Below are 21,151 nucleotides of genomic sequence, written 5' to 3'. Positions count from 1 at the left end.
CTGTGCCACAGCCGAGAAGTGTCGTGGGCCACTCTCGCCCGCGTGACGTGACCAGCATCGCAGGAGAGCGTGGCATCCATTCGGGAAATCTGCCGTTAACTGGTAAAGGAACGACCAAGCGTGGCCGATGCGAATCACGACCACCGACATCCGTCAGGAGAGAGTCATGGGAACGCACACCGCTTACAAGCCCAGCACGCTCGGCAACATCCCGATGAGCTTCGCGCCGATGCTGTACGCCGACCCGTCGTACTTCCAGGCGGACCGCGCCCCTGGTGCCTCCTACCAGGGTGAGGGCGTGCGCTTCATCGCCAAGCTCGGCCGGATCCTCCGCGCGCACAGCTGAACCATTCTCCCCCGCCCCGGAATGGGGCCGGGAACGCGACGACGCGAGAACTGCTCCGAGGAGCGGGTCTCGCGTCGCTGTCGTTCCCGGGCCATTTCGGCGAGGGTGCGGGCACAACCGGTTCCGGATCGCTCGAACGACGGGCCGCGGGCCGAAAGGCCCTCGACCACCTGTGCCGCGCGGCGTAGCGTCCTCCGACCGTGTCTCCCGTCGCACGTCCCGAGACCCATCCCGCCCCCGACCCCGTCCTCGCCGCCGAGCGCGCCCACCTCGCGCGCGCCGAGGAGTGCCTCGCGCTCATGCGGGAGGCCACCACCGCCGTGACCGACGCCGGCGTCGACGCCTGGGCCTCCGAGCGCCTCGGCGCGGCCCGCGCCGAGCGGCTCCGGCTGCTGGCCGCCGACCCCGGCGTCCCGCCCTTCTTCGGCCGCACGGACGGCCAGGGCCCGGCGCCCGAGACCTTCCACATCGGCCGCCGGCACGTGCGCGACGACGCCGGCGACCCGGTCGTCATCGACTGGCGCGCGCCGATGAGCCGGCCGTTCTACCAGGCGACCCCCGCCGATCCCCAGGGCGTGGCCCGCCGACGCCGGTTCGGCTTCGCCGAGGGCGAGCTCACCGGCTACGAGGACGAGCGCCTCGACACCGGCGACGCCGGCCCCGGCGAGTTCCTCCGCGCGGAGATCGAGCGGCCGCGCAGCGGGCCCATGCGCGACATCGTCGCCACGATCCAGCCCGACCAGGACGACATCGTGCGGGCACCGCTGGCCGAGTCGATCTGCGTGCAGGGCGCCCCGGGCACCGGCAAGACCGCCGTCGGGCTGCACCGCGCGGCCTACCTGCTCTACACGCACGGCGGCCAGCTGGCCCGCACCGGCGTCCTCGTCGTCGGCCCCAACCGGGCCTTCCTCCGCTACATCGAGCAGGTGCTGCCGACCCTCGGCGAGGTGGACGTCGCCCAGTCCACCGTCGCCGACCTCACCGCCCGGGTGCCGGTGCGCGCCGTCGACGGCTCGGCGGCCGGCGTCCTCAAGGGCGACGTGCGCATGGCCGAGGTCCTGCGGCGGGCGCTCTGGGGCGAGATCCGCAAGCCGGTCGACGACGTGCTCGTGCCGCTGGCCGGCCGGCGCTACCGGGTGACCGTCGAGCGGCTCAAGCGCTACGTCGACGACCTGCGCCGCCGGGCGCGCGGCAGCGACGACCAGCAGCTGCTGCACTACGCGGCCGCCCGCGAGCGGCTGGCGATGCTCCTGGCCGGCGACGCCCGCCGGCAGAAGGAGGAGGCCGGCGGCAGCCCGACCGACGCCGAGACCCGGCGGGCCGCCCGCAGCGCCGAGGTGCGGGCCTTCTGCGACGCGGTCTGGCCGGCGCGGGACGCCGCGGGGCTGGTGGCGGCGCTGCTCGGCGACCCCGCGCTGCTCGCCCGCGCCGCGCGCGGCGTCCTCGACGAGGAGGAGCAGGCGCTGCTCGCCTGGCCCGCGCCGCCGCGGTCGGTCCGCACGGCGCCCTGGACGGCGGCCGACGCGGTGCTCGTCGACGAGGCCGCCGGCCTGCTCGAGCGGACGCCGGGCTTCGGCCACGTCGTCGTCGACGAGGCGCAGGACCTGTCCCCGATGCAGTGCCGGGCCGTCGCCCGCCGGCTCGCCGCCGGATCGCTGACCGTGCTCGGTGACCTCGCCCAGGCGACCAGCCCGTGGTCGGCGCCCGACTGGGAGCAGACGCTCAGCGGGCTGGGCCGCCCCGGCACCGTCGTCCGCCCGCTGACCCGCGGCTACCGGGTGCCGGCCGAGGTGCTCGACTACGCCAACCGGCTGCTGCCGGTCATCGCGCCGGGGCTGCCGGCGGCGACCGCCGTCCGCGGGGAGCCCGGCTCGCTGCGCGTGCACCCGGTGACCGACCTCGCCGGCCCGCTGACCGGCGTGGTGGCGGAGCTGGCCGACCAGCCCGGCTCCGTCGGCGTCGTCTGCGCCGACGACGACGTCGCGGACGTCGTCGCGCTGCTCGTCGCCGCCGGTCTGCCCGCCGCCGCGCTCGGCGACGACGGCGAACCCCCTGCCCGGCTCGCGGTCGTGCCGGCGACCCTGGCCAAGGGGCTGGAGTTCGACGCGGTCGTCGTCGCCGACCCCGCGGCCATCGTGGCCGGCCGAGCCGCGGGGGCTGCACCGGCTCTACGTCGTCCTCACCCGGGCGGTGAGCACGCTGGTCGTGCTGCACCGCGGGGACCTGCCCGCCGAGCTCGCGGACGTCGCGGGCTGAGCGGAGCCCCTCAGCCCGCGACGACGCCGGAGCGGCGGGCGAGCAGGTCGTCCAGCGAGCCGGTGAGCAGCCAGCCGGAGAGCACGACCAGGTGCAGCAGCCACAGCCAGAACCCGAGCGCGACGACACCGCCGACGACGGTGAGCCCGCCGAACGGGGCGCCGAGGTCCAGGGGCAGCGACAGGAAGAGCACGAACCCCTGGAGGAAACCCGACACGCAGGCCGCGGTGAACAGCGCGCCGCAGACCAGCGCGGGCCAGCGCACCTGCCCGCCACCGACGACCCGGAAGCCCCAGGCCAGCGGCAGGGTGAGGGCACCCAGGCAGGCGTAGAAGCCGACGGCGGTCCGGCCGACCGTCGCCCAGGCGCCGCCGTCGTCGGCGAGGTCGGCCATGGCGCCGGCGGCCAGCAGCAGCGGGTAGAGCAGGAAGGGCGTGACGAGCAGCAGCGGCAGGGCGTACAGCCGGCCGCGCCAGGCGGTCATCCCCTCCTCGCGGCGGCTGAAGCGCAGCAGCGCGCGGCGGAGCCCCTCGCCGTAGAGCGACATGGGCAGCAGTGCGAGCAACCCCTGCAGCGGGCCCAGGCCGACGCCGGCCTCGACCAGCCGCGCGACGGCGTCGGGTGCGCCGAGCTCCGGGGGCAGCAGGTCCGACAGCCGGCCGCCGAGCTCGCGGACGCGCTCGGCGGAGGTGAGCCGGGCGGTGAGCGAGAACGCCAGCACGAGCAGCGGGACGACGGCGATGCCCGCGTAGAAGGTCAGGCCCGCCGCGATCAGCGCCAGGTCGCGGCCCTGGAGCCGCCGTCGCACCCCGCTGAGCAGGGACCGGATCCAGGGGCGCACCGCTAGAGGGTGCCAGGCGGCTCCGCGGTCACCCGACGTCGTCGTTGCTGCCGGTCTCCTCGCAGCTCGCGTCGTGCGGGTTGCTCGCGTCCTGGCTGGTGGAGTCGCAGTTGGTCTCGCCGCGCTGCACGTCGGTGTTGTCGCCGCAGGCGACCAGCGATCCGGCGATGGCGAGGAGGACGAGGGGGCGGCGCAGATCCATGCCCCCGGTAGTGCGCGTCGGCGGGCCGTCCGAAACGGCTCCGGACCGGATCTGCCGCGGCGTGTCGGTCCTCACACGTTCCGCGAGGGTGGACGGGTCCGTCACGCATCCGCGCAGGCCAGCGCCCTGCCGTACCCCCGCCCCTCGGACGGCAAACCACACAGTTGTATTTCGCCCATTGTCACGGCCCGGTAACAGCTTTACGGTCTGTGTGCCCGCCGGGGCGTTCCGTCACCGCCTGGGTGCCAGCCCGCCGGACCACCGATCGATCGGAGAGCCGCCCGCTCATGGCGACCCCTCTGCTTCCCGCCCGCGGACGCACCGCCCGCCGGGCCCTCGTGGCCACTCGCCGGCGCCGCCGGGATCCTGTTCGCGACCGTGCCCGCGTCGGCTGCTCCCGCGAACCCGACGACCGCCGCCGAGGCCGCCGAACTGGTCGCCGCCCGGGGCCACGAGCTCGAGGTGCTCTCCGAGCAGTTCAACGAGGCGCGGGAGAACCTGGCCGCCCAGCAGGCCGCCGCCCAGGCCGCGCAGGCCGAGCTGGAGCGGGCCACCGCCGTCCTGACCGAGGCGCAGCGGAGCGTCCGCGGCGTCGCCCGCAGCGCCTACACCGGCTCGGGGCTCAACTCCTTCCAGGCGCTCATGGTGAGCGGCTCGGCCGACGAGTTCGTCAACCGGATGTCCACGCTGCAGATGGTCGCCGGGCACCAGAACCAGCTGCTCGACGTCGCGGCCGAGGCCAACGCCGCCGCCGCCCGGGCCCAGGCGGAGCTCCAGGCCTCCGCCGCCGAGGCGCAGCGCCAGTACGACGCGGTCTCCGGGCAGAAGACCGAGCTCGAGCGGCAGATCGGCGAGTACCGCGCGATCCACGACCGGCTCGGTGCCGAGGAGCGCCGGGCCGTGCTGGCCGCCGCGCAGGAGGCCCACCGGGCCAGCCGCAGCGAGCGCACCGAGCCGATCGCCGCCGCGTCGGCGCCGGTGGTGGCCGACGGGGCCGCCGCGCAGGTCGCCATCACCACCGCCATGGCACAGCGCGGCAAGCCCTACGTCTGGGCCGCCGGCGGGCCGGGCTCGTTCGACTGCTCCGGCCTCACCCAGTACGCGTTCAGGGCCGCCGGCATCTCCCTGCCGCACTCCAGCCGGCTCCAGGCGCAGATGGGCCAGGCCGTCGCCCGCGCCGACCTGCGCCCCGGCGACCTGGTGTTCTTCTACAGCCCGGTGAGCCACGTGGGCATCTACATCGGCAACGGCCAGATGGTGCACGCGCCCACGTCGGGCGACGTCGTCAAGGTCGCCCCGGTCGACGTCATGGGCGGCTACGCCGGCGCCCGCCGCATCTCGGCCTGATCCACCGGGCACTGCCGCGAGGATCACACCCCGGCCGGGGACGCACCGCCGCGGCCGCCCGTTGAGCCGTCGACCGACGAGCACCGCTCCCGCCGATCCCCGAGGACACCTCCCGATGAACCCCCGCACCGTCGCCACCGCGTTCCGCGTCGTCGCCGTCGCCGAGGCCTTTTCCTGGGTCGGCCTGCTGATCGGGATGTTCGTGAAGTGGGTGCTGGAGACCTCCGAGGTCGGCGTCCAGGTCTTCGGGCCGATCCACGGCGGGATCTTCGTGGCCTACGTGCTGGTCACCCTGGTGGCGGCCCGGGTCCTGCGCTGGTCGCCGGTCACCGCGCTGCTGGCGCTGGCCGCCTCCGTGCCGCCGCTGGTGACGATCTGGTTCGAGCGCTGGGCCACCCGCACCGGCGCGCTGCCGTCCGGGGACGCCGTCCGCACCAGCTGACCTGCACGGACGCCGGCGGCGCTACCGTCGCCGGCATGCCCGATCCCGTGCTGCCCGCGACCGCCCGCACCCTGCTCGCCCGCGTGGCCCGCACGCAGCGCGACGGGCGCGCCCCCAGCCTGGTCGCCGGCGTCGTCCGCGACGGTGGGCTGGCCTGGTCGGCCGGCCGCGGCGACGTGCCCGAGCCGCACGACGACGTCCAGTACCGGCTCGGCTCGATCAGCAAGACCGTCACCGCCGTCCTGGTGATGCGGCTGCGCGACGAGGGCCGGCTCGCCCTCGACGACCCGCTGGATCGGCACCTGCCCGGCACGCCGTTCGGGGAGCGCACCGTCGGGCAGCTGCTCTCGCACCTGGCCGGCGCCTCGGCGGAGAGCCCCGGCGGCTGGTGGGAGCGGGTGCCCGGCGGCTCGCTGGCGGACCTCGGACTGGCCGACGACGACGTCGTCCTCGGCGCCGCACGCCGGTTCCACTACTCCAACCTGGGGTTCGGGCTGCTGGGTGAGCTGGTCGCCCGGGCGCGGGGGACGTCCTGGGACGACGCGGTGCGGGCCGAGGTGCTGGCGCCGCTCGGGATGTCCCGGACCACGCCGCGCCCGTCCGGTGCCGCCGCCCGCGGGCAGGCCGTGCACCCGTGGGCCGACGTCGTCCTGCCGGAGCCGGAGCACCACGCGGGCGTCATGGCCGCCGCCGGCCAGCTGTGGTCGACGCTGGCCGACCTCGGCCGGTTCGCCGCCTTCCTGCTCGGCGACACCGCCGACGTCCTCGACCCGGCGACGCTCGAGGAGATGACCGAGCCCGCGGGCGTCGACTCCTCGGCGCCCGGTTGGTCGGCGTACGGGCTGGGCCTGCAGGTCCTGCGCGTGGACGGGCGGACGCTGGTCGGCCACGGCGGCTCGATGCCCGGCTTCCTGGCCGGCGTCTTCGTCGACCGGGACGAGCAGATCGGCGCGGTCTCCCTGGCCAACGCCACCGCGGGGGTGGAGCCGGTCGTCTTCGGGCTGCTGGCCGACCTGCGCGCCGCCGAGCCGCGGGTCGTCGAGCCCTGGAGCCCCGCGTCGTCGCCGGTGCCGCTGGAGGTCCTCGGCGTCTGGTTCTGGGGCGTGACGCCCGTGGCGCTGCGCGCCGTGCCCGGCGGCCTGCTGCACCTGGGCCCGCTCCCCGGCCGCGGCGGGCGGGCGAGCCGGTTCCAGCAGCGCGACGGCCGCTGGGTCGGCCTGGACGGCTACTACGCCGGCGAGACGCTGCGGATCGCCGCGGACCACCTCGACCTGGGCACGTTCATCTTCACCCGGACGCCCTACGACCCGGCCGCGCCCGTGCCCGGCGGCGTCGACGAGGCCGGCTGGACGGCCTGACCCCCCGGGCCGCGCCACGATCAGGGAACCTGATCGTGGCGCGTCCTCCCTCAGCGTGGGAGGTGAGGGAGGACGCTCGACGATCAGGTGGGCTGATCATCGCGGGTCACCGGGTCGGGTAGAGGCCCGCGGCGTAGGCGTCGGAGGAGTAGTAGCGCTCCAGCTCCTCCAGCGGCTCGTCCTTCCGCTCGAGCGCGGTGCGCGATCCGCGCCCGGGAGGGGACGGCGTCGGGCGCCCAGCTCTCCGGCTCCCACAGCTGCGAGCGCAGGAACGCCTTGCCGCAGTGGTGGAACACCTGCTCGATCTCGACGACCACCGCCAGCACCGGCCGGTGCCCCTTCACGACCATGGTGTCGAGGAGCTCCGCGTCGGTGACCAGGCGGGCGCGGCCGTTGATGCGCAGCGTGTCGGTGCGGCCGGGCAGCAGCGAGATCAGCCCGACGTGCGGGTTGGCCAGGATGTTGCGGTAGCCGTCGGCGCGGCGGTTGCCCGCGCGCTCGGGCACCGCGACGGTGCGGTCGTCCAGGACGCGCACGAACCCCGGCGGATCGCCCTTGGGGGAGACGTCGCAGCTGCCGTCCGCGCCGCTCGTGGCGATCAGGCAGAACGGGGACGCCGTCAGCCACTCCCGGTCGACGTCGGCCAGCGCCGTCCGCTCCTTGGCCAGCGCCGCGGGCACCGGCTCGCCGAGCAGGGCGCGCAGCTGCTCCTCGGTGGTGATCTCCTCCATGCCGGCATCCTGCCGCCTCCTCCGGGCGACATCGCCGATCTCGCACGTCCCGGGGGTCCGCAGCGTGCGAGATCGGCGATCTCGCCGGGGTGTGCGGCCCGCCCCTGCGCTGGCGGTGCGGCCACGAGCCGCGCACGCTCGGGGCGTGGACGACGACGCGCGGCTCGAGCAGGCGATCGGCGAGCTGCTCGACCTGCGCCGCGCGGGCGCCACGATCTGCCCCTCGGAGGCCGCCCGCCGGGTGGAGCCGGAGGCGTGGCGGGACCTCATGCCGGCGGCCCGCGCCGCGGCCGGGCGGCTGGCCGCGGCGGGCGAGGTCGAGGTGACCCAGGGCGGGCAGGTCGTCGACGTCGGCACCGCCCGCGGGCCGGTCCGCATCCGCCGCCCGGAGCGCTGATCAGGGCGGTCCGGACGGCGCGAACCATGCGAACTCGTGGTGATCGGCCGCTGATGGCCACGAGTTCGTAGGGCTCGCGCGCGGGCCGTGGCAGGATGTGTGAGCGGCGCCACACCCCGGCGCCGGCAGGCGTCCGCACGGTTCCGGTGACCCCGGCCAGGGCGGCGAACGGCGAGGAGCGAGCGGTGACCGCTGTGCGCAACGAGATCGAGGCCGAGACCGACCGGGCCGGGGACGACCCCGGCCCCCTCCCCGGGGCGGGCGCGCCGCACCTCCCGCAGCAGCCGGACCTCGTGCAGTTGCTGACGCCCGAGGGCGAACGGCTGGAGCACCCGGAGTACCCGCTGGAGGTCTCCGACGCGGAGCTGCGCGGCTTCTACCGCGACATGGTGCTGGTCCGCCGGTGGGACGCCGAGGCGACCGCGCTGCAGCGGCAGGGCGAGCTGGGCATCTGGGCCTCGCTGCTCGGCCAGGAGGCGGCCCAGCTCGGCGCCGGCCGCGCCCTGCAGGACGGCGACATGGCCTTCCCGACCTACCGCGAGCACGGCGTCGCCTGGGCCCGCGGGGTCGACCCGCTGCACGTCATGAGCCTGTTCCGCGGCGTCGACAACGGCGGCTGGCACCCCCGCGAGCGGGGCTTCGCGCTGTACACGATCGTCATCGGTGCCCAGTGCCTGCACGCCACCGGCTACGCGATGGGCGTGCAGCGCGACGGCGCGGAGTCCGCCGTCCTGGCCTTCCTCGGCGACGGCGCCACCAGCCAGGGCGAGGTCAACGAGGCGATGGTGTTCGCCGCCAGCTTCGCCGCCCCCGTCGTCTTCTTCTGCCAGAACAACCAGTACGCCATCAGCGTCCCGCTGGAGCGGCAGTCCAAGGTGCCCCTCTACCGGCGGGCCGCGGGCTTCGGCTTCCCCGGCGTCCGGGTCGACGGCAACGACGTCCTCGCGGTCCTGGCCGTCACCCGCGCGGCGCTGCGGGCCGCGCGCGAGGGCCAGGGCCCGACGTTCATCGAGGCGTTCACCTACCGGATGGGCGCGCACACCACCTCCGACGACCCCACCCGCTACCGGCTGGCCCACGAGGTGGAGGAGTGGAAGCTGCGCGACCCGATCGCCCGGCTCAAGGCCTACCTCTCCCGGAGCGGCCTGGCCGACGCCGCCTTCTTCGACGGTGTCGAGGCCGAGGCCGACGAGCTCGCCGGGCGGATCCGCCGCGGCACCGTCGAGATGCCCGATCCGCCGCCGACGGCCATGTTCGACGGCGTCCACGCCGAGATGACGCCGCCGCTGGCCGCCCAGCGCGCCGCGTTCGAGGCCTACCAGGCCTCCTTCGAGGGCGGTGCGGCATGACCGCCGAGCTGCTCGAGGCCTCCCCGACCCGGACGCTGACGATCGGCAAGGCCCTCAACGAGGGCCTGCGACGCGCGATGGAGGACGACCCGACGGTCGTGCTCATGGGCGAGGACATCGGCCGGCTCGGCGGCGTCTTCCGCATCACCGACGGCCTGCAGAAGGACTTCGGCGAGGCCCGCGTCGTCGACACCCCGCTGGCCGAGGCCGGCATCGTCGGCACCGCGGTGGGCCTGGCGATGCGCGGCTACCGGCCGGTCGTCGAGATCCAGTTCGACGGCTTCGTCTTCCCCGCCTACAACCAGATCGTCACCCAGGTCGCCAAGCTGCACGCCCGCTCCCGCGGGACGGTGCCGATGCCGATCGTTATCCGCATCCCCTTCGGCGGCGGGATCGGCGCCGTCGAGCACCACAGCGAGAGCCCCGAGGCCTACTTCGCGCACACCCCCGGGCTCAAGGTGGTCGCGGTCAGCAATCCGGTCGACGCCTACTGGGGCATCCAGCAGGCGATCGCCTGCCCCGACCCCGTGGTCTTCCTGGAGCCGAAGCGGCGCTACTGGGACAAGGCGCCGGTCGACACCGCCGCCGACCCCGAGCCGCTGTTCCGCGCGCGGGTGGTCCGCGGTGGCGACGACGTCACCGTGCTCGCCTACGGCCCGATGGTGAAGACGGCGCTGCAGGCGGCCGAGGCGGCCGCGGAGGAGGGGCGCTCGCTGGAGGCTCGTCGACCTGCGCACCCTCTCGCCGCTGGACCTCGACCCGGTGATCGCCTCGGTGCGCCGTACCGGCCGCTGCGTCGTCGTGCACGAGGCGCCGGTGACCCTCGGTCTCGGCGCGGAGATCGCCGCCCGCGTGACCGAGGCCTGCTTCCACTCCCTGGAGGCCCCGGTGCTGCGCGTCGGCGGCTACGACGTGCCCTACCCGCCGTCCAAGCTCGAGGAGGACTACCTCCCCGACCTCGACCGGGTCCTGGACGGCATCGACCGCGCGATGGAGTTCTGAGATGACGCACGCGACGCTGCGCCGGTTCGCCCTGCCCGACGTCGGCGAGGGGCTGACCGAGGCCGAGCTGCTCCAGTGGCTGGTCGCCGTCGGCGACACCGTCACCGTCAACCAGCCGCTGTGCGAGGTGGAGACGGCGAAGGCCGCGGTGGAGCTGCCCTCGCCGTACGCCGGCGTGGTCGTCGAGCTGCTGGTCGAGGCCGGCGCGACGGTCGACGTCGGCACGCCGATCATCACCGTCGACACCGGCGGCGGGACGGCGGCGGAGCCGCCAGAGGCGCCGCAGCCCGGCGGGCTGATCGGCGAGACCACCGCGAACGGCCGGACGGCGGTGCTCGTCGGCTACGGCCCGCGCAGCACCGAGGCGCGCCGCCGCCCCCGCCGGACCGCCGTTCCCGAAGCCGCCGGACCGCCGCTGCTGGCCACCGCCCCGGACGCCCGCAGCAAGCCGGTGCGCCACGGCGGGCTGGAGGTCGGCCGGCAGGCCGAAGCCGCCGCGATCCGCGAGGACGCCGCCTCCTCGGCCGCCGTCGCACCCGGCCGCCGTGGCCCGCGGCCCCTGGCCAAGCCGCCGGTGCGCAAGTACGCGAAGGACCTCGGCGTCGACCTCGCGCAGCTGACCGGCACCGGCCCGGGCGGGGTCATCACCCGCGCCGACGTCGACGCCGCCCGGACGGCTCCCGCTCCCCGGGCAGACATGGCCATTTCTGCCCCGCGGGGGGAGGAGCGGATCCCCGTCAAGGGGGTGCGCAAGCACACCGCCGCGGCGATGGTGGCCAGCGCGTTCACCGCCCCGCACGTCACCGAGTTCCTCACCGTCGACGTCACGCGGATGATGAAGCTGCGCCGGCGGCTGGCCGAGCGGCCGGAGCTGGCCGGCGTCCGGATCAGCCCCCTGCTGCTCGTGGCCAAGGCGGTGCTGCTGGCGGCGGCGCGGCACCTGCTGGTCAACAGCTCCTGGGACGAGGCGGCGCAGGAGATCGTCGTCCACGGGCAGGTGAACCTGGGCATCGCCGCGGCCACCCCGCGCGGTCTCGTCGTCCCCAACGTGAAGGACGCCGGGCGGCTCTCGCTCGCCGAGCTGGCCGGCGCGCTGGCCGAGCTCACCGATACCGCACGCGCCGGCCGAACCGCGCCGGCCGACCTCACCGGCGGCACGCTCACGATCACGAACGTGGGCGTCTTCGGCGTGGACACCGGGACGCCGATCCTCAACCCCGGCGAGGCGGCCATCCTGGCGTTCGGCGCGATCGCCGAACGGCCGTGGGTGCACAAGGGGGAGGTGCGCCCGCGGCAGGTCACGACCCTCGCGCTCTCGTTCGACCACCGGATCGTCGACGGCGAGCTGGGGTCGCGGTTCCTCGCCGACGTCGGGGCGCTGCTCGCCGACCCCGGAACCGCGCTGGCGTTCTGACGCGGCCGGCGGGCTCGGGGTCCCCGGGTCCTGGTCCCCGGGTCCTGGTCCCCGGGCCCCGGATCCCCCGGTCGGGGGGTCGACGTGGTGGGACGTGTCGGAGCCGGGTGCCCGGGGTAGGTCGTGCGCGACCGATCAGACGACACGAGGAGCGAGACCGTGGCCAGCGTGCAGGAATCCGTCGACGTCGACGTCCCGATCCGGGCCGTGTACGACCAGTGGACGCAGTTCGAGTCCTTCCCCCACTTCATGGGCGGAGTCGAGAAGATCACGCAGATCGATGACACGCACACCCACTGGGTCACCAACATCGACGGCGTGAAGCGCGAGTTCGACGCCGAGATCACCGAGCAGCACCCCGAGGAGCGGGTGGCCTGGACCAGCACCTCCGGTGAGGCCAAGCACGCCGGGGTGGTCACTTTCCACCGGCTGGACGACACCAAGACGCGGGTGATGATCCAGATCGACTGGGAGCCCGAGGGCCTGGTCGAGAAGGCCGGCGCCGCCCTGGGCTTCGACGACCGCCAGGTGAAGGCCGACGCGAAGAAGTTCAAGGAGTTCATCGAGAGCCGCGGCACCGAGACCGGTGCCTGGCGCGGAGACGTCCAGCGCCCCAGCTGACCTCTCCGCGCACGCCTCGACGGCGCCCGTCCTCCTCCCGGAGGGCGGGCGCCGTCGTCGTTCCGGGGCCGGACGTGAGCGGACTCACCCGGCGGGATGACAGATCGTCGGTGTCGCTGGTGACTGACCTACGATCCATCGGAATAATGAGGGCATCGCCCGCACTGTCATAGGTGCAGGCACACCACGACCGATGAAAGAGGCACCGACGATGAACAGCGTGACGTCTTCCTGGCGGCAGCGGCGTCAGGCGGCGCGCACCCGCCGCGCGATCGACCAGGCGCTGGCCCGCAGCAGCAGCCCGGCGATGCGTGACGAGCTCCTCACCATGGCGAGCGCCACCTCGTACACCCGCCGCTGAGGCGGCCGCGCCGCCTCGCGGCGGCGCCGCACTCCCGACCCCGGACCTCTCGCGAGGCCGGGGTCGAATGCTGTCCGGGCCGGGCCTCCCACCCGTACGGGTGGTTCCGCTCATGATGGGACCGGTGCGTGCCGAAACCTCATCCGTGATGCGCGTGCGGACGGAGAGTGCCCCGGCCCGGCCCCTCGATCGGGCCTCGGCCGCGCCTCTGACGTGGGCCGATGCGCTGAGGAGTCCGCGGTGACCGCGGCTCGGTCGTCCGTCGCCACCGCGCGCGAGACCTCCGGCGTCACGACCGCCGGCCTGCTGACATACGTCGCCGTGCACGGCGAGCCCGACGCCGTCGCCCGCCTGCTCGAGCTGGCCGGCGTCTCCGAGACCGCCGAGGAGCTCTGCGACCAGTCCCGCTGGTTCAGCTACGCCACCCGCGTGCGGCTGTTCTCGGCGGCGACCGAGGTCCTCGGTGACCCGGACGTGATGTTCCACGTGGGTCAGGCGGCGCTGCGCAGCGGCATGGCGCACTCCCTCGAGCTGGTGCTGCGGGCGCTCGGATCGCCCCGCCAGGTCTTCCGCCGCCTCCCGCGCGCCGTCGCCAAGTTCACGACCGTCTCCTCTATGGAGATCCTCGAGATCACCGCCACCTCGGCCCGGTTGGCCCTGCACCTGCACGAGGGCTACGAGCACTCCGCCCTGGACTGCGACTTCTCCCGCGGCCTGGCCACCACCGTCCCCGAGCTGTTCGGGCTGCCCACCGGGGTCATCACCGCGGCGGAGTGCCGGACCGGGGACGGGCGCACCTGCGTCTGCGAGGTCACCTGGGAGCGCCGGTCCCGGCTGCGACGGCGCGGCTCCCGCGCGGAGGTCCACCGCGAGCTCGCGGCGCTGCGCGGCCAGCTGCGCACCCTCCAGGACACCGCCACCGAGCTGGCCGGCAGCGACGACCTCGACACCGTCCTGCGGCTGATCGTCGCGCGGGCCGGCCAGGCGGTCCTGGCCCCCGCCCACCTGCTCGCCGTCGCCGCCCCCGGTGGGGGTGCGCCCCTGGTGCACAGCGCCGGGCTCCCCGACGACGAGGCGCAGGAGCTCGCCCGCCGGCTGCTGGCCGGCGAGGACCTCGGCCCGCGCGCCGTCGTCGTCGACGTCGCGTCCGCGCGGCGCCGGCACGGCCGGCTGGCGGCCGTCTACCCCTCCGGTGACGGGTCGATGGCCGACGAGCAGGCGATGCTGGCCGCGTACGCCGCGCACGCGGCCGCCGCCCTGGAACTGCTCTTCGCCCTCGACGACGCCCGGCTCGAGGCCGATCGGGCCGGTGCTCTGCTCCACCTCGCGCACGAGCTCGCCGCTGCCGACGCCGTGGACGGGATCTGCCAGGTCGTCGCCAACGCGCTGCCGCGGGTCGTCGGCTCCGAGGGCGCCTCGGTCATGCTGTGGGACCCGTCGGCGGGGCAGCTGCGGGCCCGCGCCTCGGCGAACGTGGGCAAGCCCAAGCAGGCGGCCTTCTTCGAGACGCCCCTCAGCCCGGAGGACAGCCCCGAGGTCCTGGAGCTGCTCAGCAACCGCGAGCCGCGCCTCATCCGCGGCAGCGAGAGCAGCCCCGTCCTGCGCGCCCTGCTCGCGCAGATCGGCGTCGCCGACGTCATCGCGCTCCCGCTGGTCGCCGACGGCAACTTCCTCGGCATCGCCACGGCCAGCTGGACGTCGGCGGCCGCCCCGGAGGAGCTCACCGACGACGTGCTGGTCCGGCTCCGCGGTGTCGGCGACCAGGCGGTCTCCGCCCTGCAGCGGGCGCAGCTGCTGGAGACCGTGCGCCACCAGGCCCACCACGACGCCCTGACCGGCCTGCCCAACCGGGTGCTGTTCCTGGAGCGGCTGCTCGCCGAGCTGCCGTCGGCCGGGCCGGGGGCTCAGCTGGGCGTGCTCTTCTGCGACCTCGACCGCTTCAAGCAGGTCAACGACGCCCTCGGGCACGCGGCCGGGGACGAGCTGCTCCGCCAGGTCGCCGCCCGGCTGCGGGCCGCGATCCGCCCCTGCGACACCGTCGGCCGGCTCAGCGGCGACGAGTTCGCGATCATCCTGCCCGGCCTGGACGACGAGGCCGACGCGCACGGCCTGGCCGCCCGCGTCGTGGACTGCTTCGCCGAGCCGTTCCGGCTCGAGGGCCGGGAGGTGGCGGTCGGCACCAGCGTGGGCGTCGCCGTCCACCACCCCGGTGGGGACGCCGAGGAGCTGCTGCGCCGCGCCGACGCCGCCATGTACCGGCACAAGCAGGGGCAGGGCTCAGCGCGCCCGGCCGGCTGATCCCCCGGTCAGCCGCGCAGCCGGGCCCGCAGGGCGGCCTGCTCATCGGCGCCGAACCCGTGTTGCTCCAGCCAGCCGATCGGCCCGTCGTACCGCTCGTCGAGCAGCTGCAGCACCCGGTCCATGGTCTCGCGCCGCGGCGCGTGGGTCGCCGTCTCGCGCTTCTCCGTGTCGCCGCCGTAGGTGCGCGTCGCGGCCAGCCGCTCCATGATCGCGTCGATCACCTCGCCGCTGAGGCCGTAGTCGATGGCGATCTCCTCGTGCGGCACGCCGGCCACCGCGAGGGACAGGGCCACGACGACACCCGTGCGGTCCTTGCCGGCGGCGCAGTGCACGACCGATGCGCCGGGGACGGGCGCCGCCAGGGCGCGCAGCGCCTGGACGACGGCGTCGCCGCGCTGCGACAGGTAGCCGAGGTAGCTGCGGACCGGCGGCGGCTCGGCCTGGTCGTGCTCGGCCACCTGACGCGGCAGGATCGACTCCAGCCAGCCCGACGGCAGATCCGGGACCTCGGGCTCCTCGACCGCGAAGACGTCGGTGTACCGGCCGCGCTCGGGCAGCAGCGTGAAGTGCCGGTGGGTGACCTCCGGCCGGCTCCGCAGCGGCCCGCGGCCCTCGAGCAGCACCTCGGCGCTGGTCCGGAGGTCGATGACCTCCCGCACCCCGATCTGGCCGACGAGGCGCTGCACGTCCGCGTCGGTCAGGGTCTGCAGGTTGTCGCTGCGCAGGATGCGGTGCGGCACGGTGCGACCACCGTCGTGGGTGGGCAGCCCACCCAGGTCCCGGGTGTTCGCGGTGCCTTCGAGGTGGATCCAGCGGCCGTCGGAGAGGGAGCTCACGTCCCTGACCGTACGGCGCGGCACCCGCTCCCTCAGGCGGGGGTCAGGGCGTCGCAGACGGCCAGGAGCCGCCGGCGCAGCTCCGCGCCCCGGGCGGCGAACCCGCGCTGGGCCGCGGCGTACTCCGCCTTGCCCTCCGGCGTCTCGATCCGGACGGCGGCGTAGCCGGCGTCGGCGAGGTCGTACGGGGATGCGCGCATGTCCAGCTCCCGCACGTCGGCGGCCAGCGCGAAGCAGTCGGCCAGCAGCTCACCGGGCACGGCGGGACCGAGCTTGTAGGCCCACTTGTAGAGGTCCATCGTGGCGTGCAGGCAGCCGGGCTGCTCCATCGCGGGCTGTGCCTCCCGCGTGGGCTGCAGCCGGTTCCGGCCGACCGCCTCGGGGGTGAAGAAGCGGAACGCGTCGTAGTGGCTGCAGCGGATCTGGTGCCCCTCGACGACGGCGTCCGTGCCGGCGCGGCCGAGCCGCAGCGGCAGGGCGTGCCGCCGCTCGTCGGCCCGGTAGACCATCGCCCACTCGTGCAGGCCGAAGCAGCCGGCGAAGACCGGCCGGGAGGCGGTGGCGGCCAGCAGGCCGCGGACGAACCCGACCGTCGTCCCGCGGTCGGCCAGGTAGGCGGCCGCGTCCAGGGCGACGACGCCGTCGTCGCCGGTGCGGTACCAGCGCCACGCCGCGTGCGGGGCGGAGGCCGTCGTCCGCCGGGGCGAGCGCGGCGCCGACGCCGGGGTGCCAGCGGCGCACCCGGCCCGGCGTCTCGGAGTAGTAGGTGAAGAGGAAGTCGTGCACCGGGTGGGTCTCGCCGCGCGAGCGGCGGTCGCGGTGCGGCACCGCCCAGCGGTCGATGCGCTCCTCGTGCGCCGCCGTCCGCGCCTGCCACTCCGCCGCCGGCAGCACGGTGAGGACGGCGGCGGTCACGCGGCCAGCCTAGGTCGTGCCCTCCCTCAATCCGCTTCGTTGCCCGGGCGGGCGACGCCGTCGTCGCGCTGGGCGTCGTCGTCGGTGGTGAGCGTCGCCGAGCCCTCGGGGGCGTCGCCGGGGGGCGGGGCGGTGCCATCGGTGGTGTCGGGGGAGTCGCGGTAGCCGGTGCCTTCGGGGTCGCTCATCCCCGGCCCATGCCCGCCGCTCCGAGCCTGAAACGAGCCCGGCGCCGTCCCCCAGGAGGGGAACGGCGCCGGCCGGGAACGGCTGGGAGCTGGAGTGGACCGGTCGCGGGGCCCGGAGGGTTCCCGGCCGGGACATGGGCAACGGCTCAGCTCAGACGGGGGACGGCTCCTGGCCGCGGTGTCGGCCGGAGGACGACGAGGTGCTCAGAAGCACTCCTCGTCGACCTCCATGAGGGAGTTGTCGGTGTTCTCGACGATGATCCGCTCGGAGGCCAGCCGCGGCAGCACCTGGCCGGTGAAGAAGCGGGTGGCGGCGAGCTTGCCCTCGTAGAAGAACCGGTCCTTCCCGCTGACGTCGCCGGCAAGCGCGGCCAGGGCGACCTCGGACTGGCGGACCAGCAGCCAGGCGGTGACCAGGTCGCCGACGGCGAGCAGCAGGCGGCTGCTGTTCTGGCCGACCTTGTACAGGGCCTTCATGTCCTGCTGGGCCTCGGTGAGGTGGCCGAACATGGCGGTGAGCATGCCCTGGACCTCGCCCAGGGCGGCCGCCAGCGCGGCGCGCTCCTCCTTGAGCCGGCCGTTGCCCGCCTCGTTGTCGATCGTGGCCTGGATCTGGCCGGCCAGCCAGGTCAGCGCGACCCCGCCGTCCTTGACGATCTTCCGGAAGAAGAAGTCCTGGCCCTGGATCGCCGTGGTGCCCTCGTAGAGGGTGTCGATCTTGGAGTCCCGGATGTACTGCTCGATCGGGTAGTCCTGCAGGAAGCCCGAGCCGCCCAGGGTCTGCAGCGACTCCTGGGTGAGCAGCTGCGTGGCGCGCTCGCAGCCGAAGCCCTTCACGACCGGCAGCAGCAGGTCGTTGAGGCGCGCGGCGAGCTGGGCCTCCTCGCTGTCCGCGGTGCCCTCGGCCTCGGCGGCGGTCACCTGGTCGCGGAAGCTCGCGGCGTACAGGTACAGCGCGCGCATGCCCTCGGCGTAGGACTTCTGCAGCATCAGCGAGCGGCGGACGTCGGGGTGGTGGGTGATGGTGACCCGCGGGGCGTCCTTCGACGTCGCCGTCAGGTCCGCTCCCTGGACACGGGTCTTCGCGTAGTCCAGCGCCACCTGGTAGCCGGCCGAGAGCGTGGCGATCGCCTTGGTGCCGACGAACATGCGGGCGTATTCGATGATCTTGAACATCTGGGCGATGCCGTCGTGCACCTCGCCGACCAGCCAGCCCTGCGCCGGCACCGGGCCGTCGCCGAAGGTGACCTCGCAGGTCGTGGAGACCTTGAGGCCCATCTTCTTCTCGACGTTGGTGACGTAGGCGCCGTTGCGCTCGCCGAGCTCACCGGTCTCCAGGTCCACGTGGAACTTGGGGACGACGAAGAGCGACAGGCCCTTGGTGCCGGCCTTCGCGCCCTCGGGGCGGGCCAGCACGAGGTGGATGATGTTGTCGCTGAGGTCGTGCTCGGCGGAGGTGATGAACCGCTTCACGCCGGAGATGTGCCACGAGCCGTCGGGCTGCTGCACCGCCTTGGTGCGGCCCGCGCCGACGTCGGAGCCCGCGTCGGGCTCGGTCAGCACCATCGTGGCGCCCCAGCCCTTGTCGATCATGATGCGGGCGAGCTTCTTCTGGTCCTCGGTGCCCAGGTCGTGCAGCGTCTGCGCGAAGGCCGGGCCGGAGCCGTACATGAAGACGGCGGGGTTGGCGCCGAGCACCATCTCGAAGGCGCCCCAGGTCAGGACGGCGGGCGCGCCGAAGCCGCCGAGCTCCTCGGAGAGGTCGAGGCGGAACCACTCGCCGGCGTTGAGCGCCTGGACCGACTTCTTGAACGACTCGGGCAGCGTCACCGAGTGGGTGGCCGGGTCGAACACCGGCGGGTTGCGGTCGGCGTCGGTGAAGGACGCCGCGATGGGGCCCTCGGCGAGCTTGCGGATCTCGGCCAGCACCCCGCGCGCGGTCTCGGTGTCCATCTGCGCGAAGGGTCCGGTGCCGAACCGGTCCTTGGTGTCGAGGAACTCGAAGAGGTTGAACTCGAGGTCCCGCAGGTTGGCGGTGTAGTGCGTCATGGTGCTGCTGCTCCCGTGCTCCGAGCCGGTGGACCGGGCGGTCCTACTCGCCGGTAACAACAGATGTTACCGGCCGGTAGCAGGGAGCGGGCGCGGCTGAGCGCGGGACACGCCCCGGAGGGGTGTCCCGCGCTCGGCGTGATCAGCCGCGGTCGGTCAGGTGCGGTGCCTCCGGCGGGTGCGCAGCACGAGGCTGGACAACCACCCCACGAGGGCGCCGAGCACCGCCGCGATCAGCAGCGCGAGCACCAGCGGGGCCTCGACGTCGGTGAAGACCAGGCTGATCTGCACGCTCTGGCCGTTGAAGACCACGAACAGGACCAGCACGACCGTCACGAACAGCAGCAGGCCGAGGGCCAGGGACCGGCCGATGGTCCGACCGGTCCGGCGGGTGCGGCCCGTCCCGGCCGGGGACGACGACGGCGCCGAGCCCGGGGGTGCCGTCGGAGGAGCGCCCGCCGCGTCGGGGAGGCCGACGCTCAGCGGGTCCCCGCTGGTCCCGGAGGTGGGGCCGGCGCCGGTCACCGCGCGTCCGGCTCGGTGTCCGCCGGCGGCCAGGCGGGACCGGCGATCCCGTCGGCGGGACCCCTCACGTCCCCGAGCGACTCCCGGTCCTCCCCGGGAGCCTTCTCGGCCCCCAGGGGCTGGGCCTCGCGGTCGGAGCCTGCGTCGTTCTCGTCGGGCATCGTCACCGCCCCGTCCTGCCCGCCGGGGCGGGCGGGGAAACGGATCAGCCCTCGTCGGCCAGGGACGGGCCGGCCTCGTGCCGGGGGTGGCCGGCCGTGCGCTCGCGCTGCTTCATGCGTGCCTCGAAGACGTGCCGGTCGCCGCCGGACAGCTCGTCCCGGGCGCGGGCGTCGTACGCGCGGAACGCACCCCAGTAGCCCTCGTCGAAGTCCTCGACGATCTGGAAGGTCCACCGGTCGGCGATGACGTTGCGGCCGACCAGGTCGCGGTCGAGATCCGCGGCCAGACCCGTCGCGCCGGCCTGCTCGAACAGCTCGACCGACTCCTGCAGCAGCCGGTCGGCCTTGCCGGTCAGCTGGTGGAAGGCGTAGAGGAAACCGCGGGCCTGGTCGACGGTCTCCAGGGCCTCGGAGAGCTTGCCCAGTGCCTCGACGGTGGTGTCGTCGAGGTCGGGCCGGGTGCGGTCGGGGGCGCTGGAGGAGTCCGTCACCGGACCATCGTGCGGGCCGGGAGCGGTTCCCGCGCCCGGGTGCCCCCGGTCAGGCGCGGGCGGTCGCGGCGTCGATGAGCTTCTCGGCGAGCCGGCGGCCGTGCGAGGCCGGGCCGTCGGGGCCGAGCAGGCCGCCGGACAGGTACATCCCGTCGATGATCAGGTGCAGCTGCGCGGCGAGGTCCTCGCCGTCGCCCGGCACGATCTGGTCGGTGAGCCGCTCCAGCCGGGTGTGCAGCTCGAACTTGTAGTCGGCCGCGGCGCTGCGGGCCGGGTGCTGCGGGTCGTCGTACTCGCTGCTGACGTTGGTGAACGGGCAGCCGCGGAACCCGGTGCGGGTGACGTCGCGCTCGACGGCGTCGACCACCGAGAGCAGCGCGGCCCGCGGGTCGCCCTCGAGGCGGATCAGCTCGGCGTCGATGAACCCGAGGACGGTCGCGGCCTTGCGGGTCAGGTAGGCCCCGACCAGGTCGTCCTTGCTCTTGAAGAGGCGGTAGACCGTCATCTTGCCCAGGCCGGTCTCGCGGACGAGCTCGTCCATGCCGACGCTGCGCGAGCTGCGGCTGGAGAACAGCCGCTCCGCGGTGTCGAGCACGATCGCCTGACGCTCCGCGCGGCTCCGGCGGACCGGGGTCGCGATGTCGTCGACGGCGGTGAGGTGCATGGCGGCGGTCACGTCACGGATGGTGCACCAGCCCGTGACGGAGCAGTTCGCGGCACGCCGACGATGGTCGCTCTGAGTGACGAGGGGACAACGGGTTGCGCGTGGCGCGATGGACGACTGGGACCGGTGTGATCACCGACGGTGATCAGCGACCCCTGATCCCCCCGGAACGGGCTCAGGCCCGGCGCACGCGCCGCGGGTTGGCCAGCATGCGGGAGACGGCGGCCGCCGTCGCGGTCCCGGTGGCCGGCTCGTCGGCCGTCGTCTGCGGGGTGGGGTCTGCCGGCCGGGTCTCGCGCTCGTCGTCCATGCCTGCCAGCCTGCCCCCATCCGGCTGCCCGGAACCGGCCGGGG

23 protein-coding genes and 1 pseudogene are annotated in these 21,151 nt (G+C 74.7%); 12 read left to right on the top strand and 12 right to left on the bottom strand.

Annotation, left to right across the window (positions count from 1 at the left end; translation table 11 throughout):
* The first annotated feature begins 166 nt into the window (after window positions 1–166).
* On the top strand, window positions 167–346 hold the full coding sequence (locus JKP75_RS17850; protein ID WP_200489965.1) for a hypothetical protein: 180 nt from the start codon (window positions 167–169) through the stop codon (window positions 344–346).
* A 2,266-nt stretch (window positions 347–2,612) separates the two neighbouring features.
* Here JKP75_RS17850 and JKP75_RS17840 read toward each other — a convergent pair.
* Window positions 2,613–3,443, bottom strand: a complete 831-nt coding sequence (locus JKP75_RS17840) for a YhjD/YihY/BrkB family envelope integrity protein (RefSeq protein WP_200489967.1) — start codon at window positions 3,441–3,443, stop codon at window positions 2,613–2,615.
* Between the two features lie 28 nt (window positions 3,444–3,471).
* Window positions 3,472–3,645 (bottom strand): hypothetical protein, encoded by a 174-nt coding sequence (locus tag JKP75_RS17835; RefSeq protein ID WP_200489968.1) that lies wholly within the window; start codon window positions 3,643–3,645, stop codon window positions 3,472–3,474.
* Window positions 3,646–4,023: 378 nt separating this feature from the next.
* Here JKP75_RS17835 and JKP75_RS17830 point away from each other — a divergent pair, with 378 nt between their 5' ends.
* From JKP75_RS17830 to JKP75_RS17820, 3 genes are all read left to right on the top strand, one after another.
* Complete coding sequence (locus JKP75_RS17830) at window positions 4,024–4,992, top strand: C40 family peptidase (RefSeq protein ID WP_309229962.1); 969 nt, start codon at window positions 4,024–4,026, stop codon at window positions 4,990–4,992.
* A gap of 115 nt (window positions 4,993–5,107) precedes the next feature.
* Window positions 5,108–5,434, top strand: a complete 327-nt coding sequence (locus JKP75_RS17825) for a DUF3817 domain-containing protein (RefSeq protein WP_200489970.1) — start codon at window positions 5,108–5,110, stop codon at window positions 5,432–5,434.
* A gap of 35 nt (window positions 5,435–5,469) precedes the next feature.
* Window positions 5,470–6,792 carry a serine hydrolase gene (locus tag JKP75_RS17820; RefSeq protein WP_200493331.1) on the top strand — a complete coding sequence of 441 codons (1,323 nt, stop codon included), beginning with the start codon at window positions 5,470–5,472 and terminating at the stop codon, window positions 6,790–6,792.
* Window positions 6,793–6,875: 83 nt separating this feature from the next.
* On the opposite strand, the gene JKP75_RS17815 is transcribed toward JKP75_RS17820, so the two are convergent.
* Complete coding sequence (locus tag JKP75_RS17815; protein ID WP_200493329.1) at window positions 6,876–7,523, bottom strand: MSMEG_1061 family FMN-dependent PPOX-type flavoprotein; 648 nt, start codon at window positions 7,521–7,523, stop codon at window positions 6,876–6,878.
* A 145-nt stretch (window positions 7,524–7,668) separates the two neighbouring features.
* Between JKP75_RS17815 and JKP75_RS24160 the strand changes: the two genes are divergently transcribed.
* From JKP75_RS24160 to JKP75_RS17780, 8 genes and pseudogenes are all read left to right on the top strand, one after another.
* A complete protein-coding gene (locus JKP75_RS24160; protein WP_309229961.1) occupies window positions 7,669–7,920 on the top strand; it encodes a DUF3253 domain-containing protein in 252 nt (83 codons plus the stop codon).
* 185 nt (window positions 7,921–8,105) lie between these two features.
* Window positions 8,106–9,269, top strand: a complete 1,164-nt coding sequence (pdhA, locus tag JKP75_RS17805; RefSeq protein ID WP_309229960.1) for a pyruvate dehydrogenase (acetyl-transferring) E1 component subunit alpha — start codon at window positions 8,106–8,108, stop codon at window positions 9,267–9,269.
* Window positions 9,266–9,937 (top strand): annotated as a pseudogene (locus tag JKP75_RS21955) (alpha-ketoacid dehydrogenase subunit beta); the annotation flags it as partial. The gene pdhA and the pseudogene JKP75_RS21955, both read left to right, overlap by 4 nt.
* 94 nt (window positions 9,938–10,031) lie before the next feature.
* Entirely contained in the window at window positions 10,032–10,271 is a 240-nt protein-coding gene (locus tag JKP75_RS21950) for a transketolase C-terminal domain-containing protein (RefSeq protein ID WP_375539257.1), read from the top strand.
* Between the two features lies 1 nt (window position 10,272).
* The gene (locus JKP75_RS17795; protein ID WP_200493327.1) at window positions 10,273–11,685 is read left to right on the top strand and encodes a dihydrolipoamide acetyltransferase family protein; all 1,413 of its coding nucleotides are present in this window, start codon (window positions 10,273–10,275) and stop codon (window positions 11,683–11,685) included.
* Window positions 11,686–11,844: 159 nt separating this feature from the next.
* The gene (locus tag JKP75_RS17790; protein ID WP_200489974.1) at window positions 11,845–12,306 is read left to right on the top strand and encodes an SRPBCC family protein; all 462 of its coding nucleotides are present in this window, start codon (window positions 11,845–11,847) and stop codon (window positions 12,304–12,306) included.
* 193 nt (window positions 12,307–12,499) lie between these two features.
* Window positions 12,500–12,667 carry a hypothetical protein gene (locus JKP75_RS17785; RefSeq protein WP_200489975.1) on the top strand — a complete coding sequence of 56 codons (168 nt, stop codon included), beginning with the start codon at window positions 12,500–12,502 and terminating at the stop codon, window positions 12,665–12,667.
* Window positions 12,668–12,907: 240 nt separating this feature from the next.
* Window positions 12,908–14,965 carry a sensor domain-containing diguanylate cyclase gene (locus JKP75_RS17780; protein ID WP_200489976.1) on the top strand — a complete coding sequence of 686 codons (2,058 nt, stop codon included), beginning with the start codon at window positions 12,908–12,910 and terminating at the stop codon, window positions 14,963–14,965.
* Window positions 14,966–14,973: 8 nt separating this feature from the next.
* On the opposite strand, the gene JKP75_RS17775 is transcribed toward JKP75_RS17780, so the two are convergent.
* From JKP75_RS17775 to JKP75_RS23095, 9 genes are all read right to left on the bottom strand, one after another.
* On the bottom strand, window positions 14,974–15,804 hold the full coding sequence (locus JKP75_RS17775) for a tyrosine-protein phosphatase (RefSeq protein ID WP_309229959.1): 831 nt from the start codon (window positions 15,802–15,804) through the stop codon (window positions 14,974–14,976).
* Between the two features lie 32 nt (window positions 15,805–15,836).
* Window positions 15,837–16,313: a hypothetical protein gene (locus JKP75_RS21945; protein WP_242473369.1), complete on the bottom strand. Its 477-nt coding sequence runs from the start codon at window positions 16,311–16,313 to the stop codon at window positions 15,837–15,839.
* Between the two features lie 432 nt (window positions 16,314–16,745).
* A complete protein-coding gene (locus JKP75_RS17765; RefSeq protein ID WP_200489978.1) occupies window positions 16,746–16,907 on the bottom strand; it encodes a hypothetical protein in 162 nt (53 codons plus the stop codon).
* A gap of 204 nt (window positions 16,908–17,111) precedes the next feature.
* Complete coding sequence (locus tag JKP75_RS17760; RefSeq protein ID WP_200493325.1) at window positions 17,112–18,956, bottom strand: acyl-CoA dehydrogenase; 1,845 nt, start codon at window positions 18,954–18,956, stop codon at window positions 17,112–17,114.
* A 156-nt stretch (window positions 18,957–19,112) separates the two neighbouring features.
* Window positions 19,113–19,481, bottom strand: a complete 369-nt coding sequence (locus tag JKP75_RS17755) for a LapA family protein (protein ID WP_309229958.1) — start codon at window positions 19,479–19,481, stop codon at window positions 19,113–19,115.
* Complete coding sequence (locus tag JKP75_RS17750; protein WP_200489979.1) at window positions 19,478–19,648, bottom strand: hypothetical protein; 171 nt, start codon at window positions 19,646–19,648, stop codon at window positions 19,478–19,480. The genes JKP75_RS17755 and JKP75_RS17750 overlap by 4 nt, the downstream gene beginning before the upstream one ends.
* A gap of 38 nt (window positions 19,649–19,686) precedes the next feature.
* Window positions 19,687–20,133, bottom strand: coding sequence for a hypothetical protein (locus tag JKP75_RS17745; protein WP_200489980.1), 447 nt, complete (start codon window positions 20,131–20,133; stop codon window positions 19,687–19,689).
* 49 nt (window positions 20,134–20,182) lie between these two features.
* Window positions 20,183–20,809 carry a TetR/AcrR family transcriptional regulator gene (locus JKP75_RS17740; protein ID WP_309229957.1) on the bottom strand — a complete coding sequence of 209 codons (627 nt, stop codon included), beginning with the start codon at window positions 20,807–20,809 and terminating at the stop codon, window positions 20,183–20,185.
* Between the two features lie 163 nt (window positions 20,810–20,972).
* Entirely contained in the window at window positions 20,973–21,107 is a 135-nt protein-coding gene (locus tag JKP75_RS23095; protein WP_255522513.1) for a hypothetical protein, read from the bottom strand.
* Window positions 21,108–21,151: the final 44 nt, after the last annotated feature.

The sequence above is a fragment of the Blastococcus sp. TML/M2B genome (assembly GCF_016612865.1).
Classification (GTDB): domain Bacteria; phylum Actinomycetota; class Actinomycetes; order Mycobacteriales; family Geodermatophilaceae; genus Blastococcus.
This window is presented reverse-complemented; position numbering and strand designations above follow the sequence as displayed.

Excerpts from the sequence above, each read along its gene's own strand:
- JKP75_RS17850 (WP_200489965.1), top strand. The coding sequence starts at position 167 with ATGGGAACGCACACCGCTTACAAGCCCAGCACGCTCGGCAACATCCCG.
- JKP75_RS17835 (WP_200489968.1), bottom strand. The coding sequence starts at position 3,645 with ATGGATCTGCGCCGCCCCCTCGTCCTCCTCGCCATCGCCGGATCGCTG.
- JKP75_RS17825 (WP_200489970.1), top strand. The coding sequence starts at position 5,108 with ATGAACCCCCGCACCGTCGCCACCGCGTTCCGCGTCGTCGCCGTCGCC.
- JKP75_RS17820 (WP_200493331.1), top strand. The coding sequence starts at position 5,470 with ATGCCCGATCCCGTGCTGCCCGCGACCGCCCGCACCCTGCTCGCCCGC.
- JKP75_RS17815 (WP_200493329.1), bottom strand. The coding sequence starts at position 7,523 with ATGGAGGAGATCACCACCGAGGAGCAGCTGCGCGCCCTGCTCGGCGAG.
- JKP75_RS17795 (WP_200493327.1), top strand. The coding sequence starts at position 10,273 with ATGACGCACGCGACGCTGCGCCGGTTCGCCCTGCCCGACGTCGGCGAG.
- JKP75_RS17785 (WP_200489975.1), top strand. The coding sequence starts at position 12,500 with ATGAAAGAGGCACCGACGATGAACAGCGTGACGTCTTCCTGGCGGCAG.
- JKP75_RS21945 (WP_242473369.1), bottom strand. The coding sequence starts at position 16,313 with ATGGTCTACCGGGCCGACGAGCGGCGGCACGCCCTGCCGCTGCGGCTC.
- JKP75_RS17765 (WP_200489978.1), bottom strand. The coding sequence starts at position 16,907 with ATGAGCGACCCCGAAGGCACCGGCTACCGCGACTCCCCCGACACCACC.
- JKP75_RS17760 (WP_200493325.1), bottom strand. The coding sequence starts at position 18,956 with ATGACGCACTACACCGCCAACCTGCGGGACCTCGAGTTCAACCTCTTC.
- JKP75_RS23095 (WP_255522513.1), bottom strand. The coding sequence starts at position 21,107 with ATGGACGACGAGCGCGAGACCCGGCCGGCAGACCCCACCCCGCAGACG.